General features: G+C 73.3%; 9 protein-coding genes. 1 reads left to right on the top strand and 8 read right to left on the bottom strand.

Annotated features, from left to right (window positions below):
* Position 1: 1 nt before the first annotated feature.
* From LZF96_RS02335 to LZF96_RS02300, 8 genes are read right to left on the bottom strand one after another with little or no spacing between them, the layout of a single operon-like run.
* On the bottom strand, positions 2-1291 hold the full coding sequence (locus tag LZF96_RS02335) for a cytochrome P450 (RefSeq protein WP_233865131.1): 1290 nt from the start codon (positions 1289-1291) through the stop codon (positions 2-4).
* A gap of 10 nt (positions 1292-1301) precedes the next feature.
* Positions 1302-2597 (bottom strand): cytochrome P450, encoded by a 1296-nt coding sequence (locus LZF96_RS02330; protein WP_233865130.1) that lies wholly within the window; start codon positions 2595-2597, stop codon positions 1302-1304.
* Entirely contained in the window at positions 2594-3934 is a 1341-nt protein-coding gene (locus LZF96_RS02325) for a cytochrome P450 (protein ID WP_233865129.1), read from the bottom strand. Before LZF96_RS02325 ends, LZF96_RS02330 begins: the two co-directional genes overlap by 4 nt.
* Positions 3934-5307 carry a cytochrome P450 gene (locus LZF96_RS02320; protein ID WP_374203062.1) on the bottom strand — a complete coding sequence of 458 codons (1374 nt, stop codon included), beginning with the start codon at positions 5305-5307 and terminating at the stop codon, positions 3934-3936. The genes LZF96_RS02325 and LZF96_RS02320 overlap by 1 nt, the downstream gene beginning before the upstream one ends.
* Positions 5211-5831, bottom strand: a complete 621-nt coding sequence (locus LZF96_RS02315; protein ID WP_233865127.1) for an ATP/GTP-binding protein — start codon at positions 5829-5831, stop codon at positions 5211-5213. Before LZF96_RS02315 ends, LZF96_RS02320 begins: the two co-directional genes overlap by 97 nt.
* Positions 5812-6165 carry a DUF742 domain-containing protein gene (locus LZF96_RS02310; protein WP_233865126.1) on the bottom strand — a complete coding sequence of 118 codons (354 nt, stop codon included), beginning with the start codon at positions 6163-6165 and terminating at the stop codon, positions 5812-5814. The genes LZF96_RS02315 and LZF96_RS02310 overlap by 20 nt, the downstream gene beginning before the upstream one ends.
* A complete protein-coding gene (locus tag LZF96_RS02305; RefSeq protein ID WP_233865125.1) occupies positions 6162-6617 on the bottom strand; it encodes a roadblock/LC7 domain-containing protein in 456 nt (151 codons plus the stop codon). The genes LZF96_RS02310 and LZF96_RS02305 overlap by 4 nt, the downstream gene beginning before the upstream one ends.
* Entirely contained in the window at positions 6614-8290 is a 1677-nt protein-coding gene (locus LZF96_RS02300) for a sensor histidine kinase (protein WP_233865124.1), read from the bottom strand. The genes LZF96_RS02305 and LZF96_RS02300 overlap by 4 nt, the downstream gene beginning before the upstream one ends.
* A 768-nt stretch (positions 8291-9058) precedes the next feature.
* Here LZF96_RS02300 and LZF96_RS02295 point away from each other — a divergent pair.
* On the top strand, positions 9059-12055 hold the full coding sequence (locus LZF96_RS02295; RefSeq protein ID WP_267940330.1) for an FAD-binding and (Fe-S)-binding domain-containing protein: 2997 nt from the start codon (positions 9059-9061) through the stop codon (positions 12053-12055).
* The last annotated feature ends 402 nt before the right edge of the window (positions 12056-12457 follow it).

The following is a 12457-nucleotide window of genomic DNA, read 5'->3' as shown; positions in this document are numbered from 1 at the left end:
CTCAGCGGTCGGCGGCCGCGTCGGTGAGGATCGGCAGGGCCATCAGGTCGTTCTGGGTCATCACCGGCATGTTGCGGATCTCCTCGTTCGGTACCGCGAGCGCCATGCGCGGGAACCGTTCGAAGAGCGCCGGCAGCGCGATGGCGGCCTCCAGCCGGGAGAGCGCGGCGCCGGGACAGATGTGCGGTCCGTGACCGAAGGCCATGTGCCGGATCGGCTGGGGACGGGTGACGTCGAACCGGTCGGCGGCCTCGCCGTGCTGCGCGGGGTCGCGGCCGATGGCGGCGTAGGACATGACCACGCCCTCGCCCTCGGGGATGACGGTCCCGGAGATCTCGATGTCCTCGGTGGCGAAGCGCATCAGGAGGTGGGTCGAGGGGGAGGCCCAGCGCAGGGTCTCCTCGATCACGGCCTCCCAGTCGACCTCCCCGGACAGCACGAGTGCCAGTTGGTCGGGGTTGTTCAGCAGCGCCCGCACGGCGTGCAGGATCAGGCTGATGGTGGTCTCGTGCCCGGCGGCCACCATCGCCTTGAGGTTGCCGATGACCTCCTCGTCGGTCAGGGGTTCACCGCCCTCGTCGGCGAGGATCAGCGCGGAGGTGAGGTCGTCGCCCGGCGCGGCCTTCTTCTCGGCCACCACCCGGGTGTAGAAGACGTCCATCTCCTCGATGACCGCCAGTCGCTCCTCCTGCGGGGTGAGCATGGAGAAGAACGCGTCGTACAGCTCGTGCAGGCGCGGGTGGTCCTTCGCGTCCACGCCCATCAGTTCGCTGACGACCTTCATCGGCAGCGGCAGCGCGAAGACCTCCTTGAGGTCCACCGGCGAGCCGTCTGCGCCCCGTTCGGCGACGCTCTCCAGCAGGTCGGCGGTGATCCGCTCGATGGTCGGGCGCATCTCCTCCACTCGCCGGGGGGTGACGGCCTGGGCGGTCATGGCGCGCAGCCGGCGGTGCTCGGCGCCGTCCACGGTGAACATCGACCGGCCGGCGTCGATCATGCCGATCAGCGGCCACTCGCGGGTGATCCGCCCGTCCCGCCAGGCGTTCCAGCGATTGATGTCCTTGACCAGGCGGGTGTCGGTGAGGAGCCGACGGGCCTCCGCGTGGTCGGTGACGGAGAAGGCCACCGCGCCCAGCAGGTCGATCCGGGTGATCGGAGCCGACTCGCGAAGTCGGGCGATCTCCCCCTCGCGGTCGCGGACCAGGGGGTCCAGCACGAGCGGGGCGTTCCCGGGGGATTCGGCGGAACCGGTGGAGGGGTCGGTGGTGCGGCCGGTGACGGGACAGCTCATCAGGTGCCTCTCATCTCATGCTCCCGACGGGGTGGGTGGGAGCGAAGCGGACCGGTAGCGTGCTCATGCCGCGCAGGAACGCGGACGGTCGTCGGACGAGTGTCCGGGCCGGTACGGCCAGGTCGATGTCGGGCAGGCGGTCGAGGAGCACCTCGATGCCGGTTCGGGCGATCACCTCGGCGATCTCCCGGGCCGGGAAGGGGCACTGGAACTCGCCGTGGCTGAAGGAGAAGTGCGCGCTGTTCCCGGCGCGGAAGCCGTCGTCCCCGGCGAAATCGTGCACGTCGGGGTCGGCGTTGGCGCCCTGCAGGCCGAGTAGGAGCAGGTCGCCGGCGGCGATGTTCCGGCCGGCGAGCCGGGTGTCGCGGGCGGCCCAGCGTCCGGCGAGGATCTGGGTGGGGGTGTCCTCCCAGAGGACCTCGTTCATGGCCTCGCCGATGCTGCGCCGGCCGCCGCCGATGGAGGCGGCGAAGCGGTCGTCGGTGAGCATCAGGCGCACCGAGTTGCCGATCCAGTCGGCGCTCGGCAGGTGGCCGGCGGCGGTGATGGCCATGAGGTCGAGCGCGCACTCCTCGTCGTTCAGGCCCACGGGGTGGGCCAGCAGACGGGAGGCGACGTCGGGGCCCGGGTGCTGTCGCTTGGCCGCCACCAGGCGGTACATGGCGGCGCCGAACCGCTGGTGGGCGTCGATCGCGTCCTCCCCGCCGTCGGCGAGGTCGTTCATGGCGCGGGCGAGGTCGGGCCCCTCGGCGTCGGGGAAGCCGGTGATCCGGGCCAGTACCAACACCGGCAGCAACAGGGCGTAGTCACCGATGATCTCGGCCTCGCCCCGGGCGCAGAAGGCGTCGATCAGTCGGTCCGCCAACTCCTCCGCGTGTCGCCGCAGTTCGTGTGGATTCACGACCTCCAGCGAGGACTCCACGGCGGCCAGGTGACGGCGGTGCTCCTCACCCACGGTGTAGTACACCGACGGCAGGCGTACCCCGATCATCGGGCGCAGCGGCCAGTCCGCGGGGATGTTCTCCCACTGGTTCCACAGGCTCGAGTCGCGGGGGAACAGATCCGGATCCCCGGTGACACGGTGCATCTCGCGGTAGCCGACGACCAGCCAGGCGGGGACGTCGCCGGGCAGCACGACCGGCACGACCGGGCCGTACTCGGAGCGCATCTCCCCGTAGAGACGGGCGGGGTCGGTGTGGAAGCGGGGACCGCTCAGCGGTACCGCGTCCCCGTGCGCCGGACAGCCCACCGGAGGGGCGGGGTGTCCGGGGGTGGCGGGGGCATCGGAGCGGGGGTGGGTGGTCATCGGGAACTCTCGGTGCTGGTGGTGACGGGGGGACGCAGAAGGACCGGCAGTTCGTACAGGTCGTTCTGGGTGACGGTGGGCTTGTTGCGCAGACCGGCGTCCGGAACGGCGAGGGTCATGTCCGGGAATCGCGTGAAGAGCGCGGGCAGGGCGATGGCGGCCTCCAGCCGGGAGAGCGGCGCGCCGGGGCAGATGTGCGGCCCGTGGCCGAAGGACATGTGCCGGATGGGGGTCGGGCGGGTGATGTCGAACGCGTCGGCGTCGGCGCCGTGGCGGGCGGTGTCGATGCCGATCGCCGAGTAGGAGGTGATCAGGGCGTCACCGCGGGGGATGACGGTCCCGCCGATCTCCACGTCCTCGCGGGCGAACCGGATGAGGACGTGCGAGGTGGGACTGTGGCGGCGCAGCGTCTCCTCGATCGCGGTCTCCCAGGGGACCTCCCCGGAGAGCACGAGTGCCAGCTGCCCGGGGTGGTTGAGCAGGGCCCGGACGGTGTTGACGAGCAGGCTGATGGTGGTCTCGTGGCCGGCGGCGATCATCAGCTGGAGGGTGTTGACAACCTCCTCCCCGGTGAGCGGTTCCCCGCCGTCCTCGGCCTGCAGCAGGGCGCTGGTGAGGTCGTCGCCCGGCTCCTTCCGCTTCTCCTCGACCACCCGGCCGAAGAGTTCGGCCAGCTCGCCCAGGACGGCGAGGACCCGATCGGGCGGGGTCTGGGTGGAGAAGAAGGCGTCGTAGAGCTCCTGGAGGCGGGGCAGGTCGGACTCGTCGATGCCCATCAGTTCGGCGACCACGCCCATCGGCAGGGGATAGGCGAAGGCGGCCTTGAGGTCCACCGGTCGGGGCGTCCCGCCGGCGGTCTCCTCGGCCTCGGCGCGGGCGGTCAGCTCGTCCAGAAGCCGCTCGGTGATGCGTTCGATGCCCGGTCGCAGGGCCTCCACGCGGCGGGGACTGAGGGCCCGGGCCACCTTGGCGCGCAGTCGGTGGTGCTCGGCTCCGTCCACGGTGAGCATGGAGCGGCCGGGGTTGGCCAGGCCGATCAGGGGCCAGTCGGCGGTGATCTCCCCGCGCCTCCAGGCGCCCCACTCCTCGATGTCCTTGACCAGCCGGGGGTCGGTGAGCAGCCGACGGGCCTCCTCGTGGTGGGTGACCGCCCACACGGGGACGCCGCCGGGCAGCTCCACCCGGGCGATCGGCCCGGCGTCGCGCAGTCGCACGGCCTCGCCGTCGAGGTCGCGCACCAGCGGGTCCAGGGCGATCACGGGACAACCGGTCACGGTGCCGGCGACCGGGGCGGTGCCGGCGGGGCCGGTCCCCGGGGACGGGGTGGGACGGGTCATCACATGCCTCCGCGGGCGGGTGTGGGTGTGAAGCGGACGGGCAGTGCGGCCATGCCCCGCAGCCACGGCGAGGGACGCCGGGCGAGGGACGCGACGGGTACGGAGAGATCGATGTCGGGCAGGCGGTCGAGGAGCACCTCGATGCCGGTCCGGGCGATGATCTCGGCGATCTCCTGGGCCGGGAACGGGCAGCGGTGCTCGCCGTGGCCGAAGGAGAAGAAGGCGTGGTTGCCGCCGCGCAGTCCGTTGTGCGGACCGGCTCCGGCGCCCGCCCCCGCGTGGACGGAGGGGTCGCCGTTGGCGGCCGCCAGGCCGAGCAGGAGCATGTCTCCGGCGGAGATGTGCCGGCCGGCGAGCTGGGCGTCGCGGGAGGCCCACCGTCCGGCGACGTTCTGGGTGGGGGTGTCCTCCCAGAGGACCTCGTTCATGGCCTCGCCGGTGCTGTTGCGCCCGGCGGCCAGGGATGCGGCGAACCGGTCGTCGGTGAGCATCAGGCGCACCGAGTTGCCGATCCAGTCGGCGGTGGGCTGGTGGCCCGCGGCCGTCATCACCATGAGGTCCTGGAGGATCTCCTCGTCGGTGAACTCCTGCGGCTGGTGGGCCAACATGCGCGAGACGACGTCGTTGACGGGGCGGGTCCGCCGGCTCGTCACCAGCCGGTGCATGGAACCGGCCAGGTGCCGCTGCCCGGCGAGGGCGTTCTCCCCGCCGTCGATTATGTTGTTGAGGGCCCGGGCGAGACCGGGGCCCTCGCCGTCGGGGAAGCCGTAGAGCCGGGTGAGGACCAGCATCGGCAGGAGCATCGCGTACGCCGGGATGAGGTCCGTCTCGCCCTTCTGGCAGAAGCCGTCCACCAGGGCGTCGGCGAGTTGCTCGGTGTGTCGGGACAACTCGATGGGGTCGACGGCCTCCAGCGCGTCGGAGATCATCCTCGCCCGCCGGTGGTGGCGGCTGCCGACGGTGTAGAGGATGGAGGGCTGGTCCCGTCCGATCATCGGCAGCAGAGGCCAGTCCGGGGGTATGGAATCCCACCGGTTCCACAGGCCGGAGTCCCGGCTGAACAGCTCCGGGTCACCGGTGACCCGGAGCAGTTCGCGGTACCCGATGACCAGCCAGGCGGGGACCCCGCCGAGCAGTTCCACGGGGACGACCGCGCCGTGCTCGCGTCGCATGTCGCGGTAGAGCGCGGCGGGATCGGTGTGGAAACGCGGCCCGGAGAGGGGGACCAGGCCATCGACGAACGGGCATTCGCCCGTCGCCCCATCCCCCGGCGCGCTCACCGGATTCCCTCCCGTTTCGCGGCGAGCCACTGGAGGTGTTCCACCAGCGAGATGAGGACGAACTTGCTGGAGTTGCGGGAACGCGCGTCGCATTCCACCAGCGGCACGTCGTCGGAGAGGTCCAGTGCCTCGCGGACCTCCTCGGCGGAGTGGGCGGGGCCGCCGAAGTCGTTGCGGGCCACGATGAACGGCGTCCCGTGGTGTTCCAACCGGTCGATGGCGTACCAGGAGTCCGCCAGGCGACGGGTGTCCACGAGGACGACGGCGCCCAGGGTGCCGCTGAACAGGCGGTCCCACAGGAACCAGAAGCGTTCCTGGCCGGGGGCGCCGAACAGGTAGAGGATCGTGCGTTCGTTCAGGGTGATGCGGCCGAAGTCGAAGGCCACCGTGGTGGAGGTCTTGTCCCGCACGCGGGAGAGGTCGTCGATCGCCTCCCCGGCCCGGGTCATGGTCTCCTCGGTGTTGAGCGGACGGATGTCGCTCACGGACCGGACCATGGTGGTCTTGCCGACACCGAAGCCGCCCACGATGACGATCTTCAGGCCGTTGTCGGCGGTGCTGCTCAGTGGCGCCCGGGAGGTCGGGAGCAGAGCCGGATCAGAGGTTGCGGAGTCCAACGAGCACCTGCTCCAGGATGGAAGTGTCGGGTAGCTGGGCCGATCGCCGGGCGGTCTGCGGGTGGCGGGCGGTGATCCGCCCGGTGTCCAGCAGGTCGCCGAGCAGGATCTTCACGATGCCGACCGGCATGCCCAGATCGGCGGCGATCTCCACGACCGCCGTGGGCCGGCGGCACAGCCGCAGGATCGCGGCGTGCTCGGACTGCATACCGGCGGTCGGTTCGCATTCGCTGACCACGAGGGTGACCAGGTCGAACGCGTCCGAGGCGGACCGGCTGCGGCCACCGGTGACGGTGTACAGCCGGTCCGGGTTCTCGTTCCGGGGAGGGCTCATGCCCGATCATCACCTTCATCCGACCGTCGGGGCGGGGCGGTCAGGTACTCACCGAGCTGCTCGACGAGCTCGTTCATGTTGTGGCCGATCAGGCCGGGGTCGGCGGTCTCGTCGGCGACCACGGCGAGGTGCGCGCCGTCACCGGCCTCGACGATGAAGAGGATGCCGCCGTAGAACTCGGTCATCGACTGGCGGACGCCGCCGGACCCGTCGCCGAACTCGATCGAGGCACCGTGCGACAGGCTCTGGATGCCGGCGGAGATGGCGGCGAGCTGGTCGGCCTGGTCCTCGGAGAGTTCGGGGGTGCGGCAGAGCTTGAGGCCGTCGCGGGAGAGCACCAGCGCGTGACGGGCGCCCGGGGTGCGCTCGAGGAGGTTCTCCAGCAGCCAGTCCAGTTTGGTCGCGGGAATGTTGCCCATCGGGTTGGAGTCCCCTGGTACTGGTGCGGTCATCGGGATTCGTCCTCCGGAAGCGAAGAGGCGGTCGTGGCGGGGGGTGTGGGGGACTGCTGCTGCGCGTGATCGGGATCCGCGGTGGCCGGCTGGGGCCAGGGGACGTTCGGGGGGTTCGTGGTGGCGGCGCCGGCCGTGCTGTCCGGAGGGGTTTCCGGTCCGTCGCCGGCTCCGTCGGCGGGCCGTCGCACGGCGCTGCGGAAGGCGCCGAAACGGGCGGCGGACTCGGCGGGGGAGTGCTCGCGGGCCGGCCGACGGGGGGCGGCCGGGGTGTCCCGGGAGCCGGTCGGGTTGGCGTTGGCGTTGGCGTTGGCGAGGGTGCGGCCGCGGCGGCGCTTGGGCAGTCCGCCGGTGCTGAACTCGGGCACGGAGGCGGTGTCCTCGGAGTTCCCCCCGCCGTCCCGTCGGGATCCGCCGGGAGCGGGGGAGGTGTCGGCGCGGTCGGGAACCGCGGTGTGTTCCCGGGTGTCGACCGGGGCGCTCCCCGCGGCGGGTGCCGCGGGCGCGGTGGATTCGGCGGGCGCGACGGTGGAACGCGCGGCGGCCGGCGCGGTGACGGGCGCCGTCGGGGGAGCGCTGCGCGGGCGGGTGATGAGTTCCTGGGGAACGCGCACCAGGGCGCCGGTGCCGCCGCGGGCGGAGGGGCGGAAGGAGACCGACAGGCCGTGCTTGCGGGCCAGTCGGCCGACGACGGCCAGGCCCAGACGGGTGCCGGACAGCGCGGTGAGGTCGCGGGGGTCGGAGGAGACGGCACGCTCGGCGCGACGCAGCGCCGTCTCGCTCATCACCAGACCGCTGTCCTCGATGGTGATGATGATGCCGGAGGGCACCTCTTCCACGTACACGTGGACCTCGGCGGTCGGCGGCGAGAAGTTCGCCGCGTTGTCGAGGAGTTCGGCGAGGGCGTGCATGACGCCCTCGGCGGCGTGGCCGGCGATCGCGACATCGGTGCTGGAGTGCAGTCGCACGCGCTGGTAGCCGGCGATGCGACCCATCGCGCCGCGCAGGATGCTCTCCATGACGATCGGCTTGGCCCAGCGGCGTCCGGAGCGGGCTCCGGTGAGGACGGCGATGCTGTCGGCGAGGCGACCGGCCTGGGCGGTGCGGTGGTCCAGGTACAGGAGGTCGGTCAGCACGTCGGGGTCGGCGTGCCGGTGCTCCATGGCGCGCAGGTCGGCGAGCATGCCGGTGGCCATGGCCTGCATCCGACCGGCGGCGTTGGCGCAGGCGGACATCGCGGAGGCGCGGGAGGTCTCGCTGTGGCCGATCTCCTCGGCGAACTGGCGGAGCACGGTTCGGTGGGCGGGGCTCTCCGGCTGGGTGACCGAGGCCAGGGCGGCGTCGGCCGAGATGTTCTCGCGCAACCGTGCGATCAGGGCCGGGACGTGTTCCTCGGAGAGCCTGCGCTCGGCGGCCTCCAGGGCGCCGATGCGTTCGCGCAGTCGCTCCGCGCGTTCCCCGGACCGGACCGCCGTGGCGACGGTGAGGCAGAGCGCGAGGATACCGACGCCGGCCCCCCAGGCGAGGGGGACACGGAACGATTCCGGCGCCGCGTACACCCCCCACAGGCCGAGGCCGGCGCTTGGAACGAGGGTCACCAGCAGGGCCAGCAGGGTGCGTCTCGGCGGAGGTTGTTCCGTCCACCGTCGCACCGGGGGAGTGTGCGCTGTCATCTATCGGGTCCTCGGGGACGAGCGGGCCGTGCCCACCGCGGCGGACTCGGACCTATGTTCAAGTCGGGAACACTATAGGTGAGTTGTCGATCGCTTTGGGTCTGCATTTGTGTCGAAAGTGTCCGTCTCGCGTGATACGTGTCGATCGGGTGAGTGCCTGAATTTCTCCGACGACTGGACATTTCGGATAAGTGACCTGACGTCACTTCCTCTTCCGGCGTGATGGGTGCCGGTCCCGGCGGGGTTCGTACCGGTCGAAATCGCGTCGGAGAACTCCGAAACCGGGGCTTTTGGGGCAAGGCGGCGAGGGCCTCGGTGGACGCGCTCGTTCCATCCGTGATCCCGGCCGAGGTATCGGACTTTCCCCGGCGGAATTCTTCTTCACCGGAGCGGGGCCGAATTTTTCGGTCGGGAACCGACCGGGGCCGGTCGCAGGAGTGGGCGGGAAGCCCGGGCAGGGCGGTCGGGAAGGGCCGCCGGCGGGGGAGCGCGACGCGTCGGACGAGATCATCGGGGGTTTCCGGCGGCGCGCCACCCACCGGGAATTCCCGACCGACACGACGGAACAACCGGTGTCGCGACGATCGAAAGCCGCGGCCGGGCGCCGCGGCCCCGGGCGGGGGACGAGACCGCCGGGAGCTCCCTCGTCGCCCGTGGGCCGGCACCGCCGGTACCGGGTACCCGGTACCGGCGGTGCAGGGACGGCCGGTGCCCGCGCTCCCGTCCCGCCTCCCGTCGGCTCCCCGCGGCCGGGTGCACGCTGGAGACATGGCATCGTTCCCACCCCCCGAGACCGGCTCGCCCACCCCCGCCCGCCGAACCGCCCGTGAGGACACCGGCCGCGCCGCCGAGGTCGAACACGGCCTGCGCGCCGTCATCCGCGGAGACGTCGGCTTCACCGCCGGGGATCGGGCCCTGATGACCATGGACGCCTCCAACCACCGCCGTGTCCCCCTCGGCGTCGTCGCCCCCCGGGACGCCGAGGACGTCGCCGCCGCCCTCGCGGTCTGCCGCGACCACGACATCCCCGTCGTCCCGCGCGGCGGCGGCACCTCCATCGCCGGACAGGCCACCGGGGTCGGCGTCGTCCTGGACTTCAGCCGGCACATGAACCGGGTGCTCTCGGTGGATCCGGACGCCCGCACCGCCGAGGTGGAACCGGGCGTGATCCGTGACGTGTTGTGCGCGGCCGCCGCCCCGCACGGCCTGGTCTTCGGTCCCGACCCCTCCACCCACAGCCGGTGCACCATCGGCGGCATGATCGGCAACAACGCCTGCGGCTCCCACTCGGTGGCCGTGGGCACCACCGCCGACAACGTCCTGGCGCTGGACATCCTGACCCGCGACGGCCGCGCCCTGCGCGCCGCCCCCGGCGGCTCCGGTCTCCCCGCCGACCTGCGCGCCGCCGGGCACGCGCTGGTCGACGCGCACGCCGCGCTCCTGCGCACCGGGATGCCCGAGCTGCCACGCCGGATCTCCGGCTACGCCCTGGACCGTCTGCTGCCCGAACACGGTCGGGACTGGGCCCGGGCCCTGACCGGTTCCGAGGGCACCCTCGCCGTCCTCACTCGTGCCGCCGTCCGCCTGTTGCCGGTGCCCGCCGCCCGCGCCCTGGCCGTCGTCGGCTACCCCGACGAGAGCGCCGCCGCCGAGGCCGCCCCCGGCCTGCTGCCGCTGCGCCCGCTCACCCTGGAGGGCATGTCGGAGGATCTGATCGGAGGGCCCGACCCCGGCCGCCGGGCCGCCGCCCGGGCCCTCCTGCCGCGTGGCGGCGCCTGGCTGTTCGCCGAGACCGGCGGGGACACCCCCGCCGAGGCCCGGGCACGGGCCGCGGCGCTGTGCCGGGCCGCGAGTGGCGCCGTCGCCTCGGCGGTGGTGGAGGACCCCGTCGCGCAGCGGTCCCTGTGGCGGATGCGGGAGGAGGCCTCCGGCACCGCCACCCGGGCGGTCGACGGCGGCGAGGCGTGGCCCGGTTGGGAGGACTGCGCCGTCCCGCCCGCCCGCCTCGGGGCCTACCTCCGGGACTTCCGCGCCCTGTTGCGCGACCACGGCCTGCGGGGCGTTCCCTACGGCCACTTCGGCGACGGCTGCGTGCACGTGCGCATCGACTTCGACCTGCTCACCGGCGCCGGTGTCGCCCGCTACCGCGACTTCTCCGAAGACCTCGCCCGGCTGGTCGTCTCGCACGGCGGCTCGCTCTCCGGCGAACACGGCGACGGCCTGGCCCGCGCGGAACTGTTGCCGCTGATGTACGGGAGCGAGGTGGTGGACCTCTTCCACCGCTTCAAGGACCTGTGGGACCCCGCCAACGGTCTCAACCCCGGTGTCCTGGCCCGCCCCGACCGCCTCGACGACAATCTGCGCTTCACCCCGCTGCCGCGCGAACCGGTCCCCGTCGCCTTCGGCTACCCCGGCGATTCGGGGGACTTCTCGGCGGCCGTGCGCCGCTGCGTGGGGGTCGCCAAATGCCGCGTGGACGACCCGGGCACCGGAGTGATGTGCCCCTCGTGGCGGGTCACCCGCGAGGAGCGGCACTCCACCCGGGGGCGGGCCCGTCTGCTGCACGAGATGCTCGCCGGCGAGGTGGTCACCGACGGCTGGCGCTCCACCGAGGTGCGTGACGCCCTGGACCTGTGCCTGTCCTGCAAGGGCTGTCGCAGCGACTGTCCGGTCGGGGTGGACATGGCGACCTACAAGGCGGAGTTCCTGCACCACCACTGGGCCGGTCGGATCCGTCCCGCCGCGCACTACTCGATGGGCTCGCTGCCCCGCTGGCTGCGCCTGGCGGCGGCGCTGCGACTGGCCCCGCTCGCCAACGCCGCCGGCCGGGTCGCGCCGGCGGCCGCCCTCGCCAAGCGGTTGGGCGGCGTCGACCCGGGCCGGGACATCCCGCCGCTGCCCCGGGTGCCGCTGCACCGCCGACCGGCGATCCGGGTGGTGCGCCGTCCCGTGGCGGAGATCGCGGCGGAGGCCGTCGCCGCACGGGGAGCGGGGGGCACGGGGGGTGGGGCCCCGTCCCGACCGCGCGCCGTGCTGTTCCCCGACACCTTCACCGACTTCCTCTCCCCGGAGGCGGGTGAGGCGGTGCTGCGGGTCCTGGGGGCCGCCGGGGTGGAGACCTCGGTACCGCGCGAGCCGGTCTGCTGCGGCCTGACCTGGATCAGCACCGGTCGGCTGGACGCGGCCCGCCGCGTGCAGCGCCGCACCCTGGACCGGCTCACCCCACTGGTGGAGGCGGGCCTGACGATCACCGTCCCGGAACCGCCGTGCGCCGCCGCGCTCCGCTCCGACCTGCCCGAGCTGTTGCACGACGATCCGCGCGCCGAGGCCCTCGCCGCCTCGGTGCGGACCTTCGCCGAGACCCTCGGGGAGCTGGCGCCGGAGTGGGACCCGCCGCGCGTGGACCGGCCGCTGGTCGGCCAGACCCACTGCCACCAGCACGCGGTGCTCGGCGACACCGCCGACCGGCGGCTGCGCGAACGGGCCGGACTGACCGGTGAGCCGCTGACCGGCTGCTGCGGCCTGGCGGGGAACTTCGGTTTCGAGCGCGGACACCTGGAGGTGTCCACCGCCTGCGCCGAGGAACGGCTGCTGCCCGCGGTGCGGGCGGCCGACCCGGAGACGGTCCTGGTCGCCGACGGGTACTCCTGCCGGTTGCAGATCGCCCAGCTCGGCCCCCGGGGCGGCAGGCCCGCCCGTCACCTCGCCGAGGTGCTCGCCGACGCCCTGCCGGCGGAGGGCGACGGCCCGGGGCGGGAGGGGTAGGCGGCGGTGCCGGGGCGCCGTCCCGGCGACGGTACCGCGCATCCGCGGTGTCTCTCCCGGAGGTATCGGGGGGTCGGCGGCATCGGGAACGACGCGACACTCCGGGCCGGCGCGTCCGGCACGGCTCCCGATCGCCGTGGGTTCCGGCCCATCCAACCTCCGGACGGGCCCGGGGCGGGACCACGCCGGTGCCCGGCCTTCCCGCGCCGTGGGCGACGCCGTGTCCCGGCCGGCGGGGGCGCGCCCGCTCCGGCCCGGGGCGTTCGGGACGGCTCCCGGGGCCGGTGGGCCGGTGCCACCGGGCCCGGGAGCGGCCGGGGAGGAGGAGTTCGGACCGACGTCGATCCCCACGCTCCGCCCCGGGCGGCGTCCGACCCCGCCGGAGTCCGGTCGATCGGGGCC

It is taken from the genome of Streptomyces sp. ST2-7A (assembly GCF_021390475.1).
Taxonomy (GTDB): Bacteria; Actinomycetota; Actinomycetes; order Streptomycetales; family Streptomycetaceae; genus Streptomyces.
The sequence above is the reverse complement of the archived record's forward strand: the minus strand, read 5'-3'. Positions and strand labels throughout refer to the sequence as shown.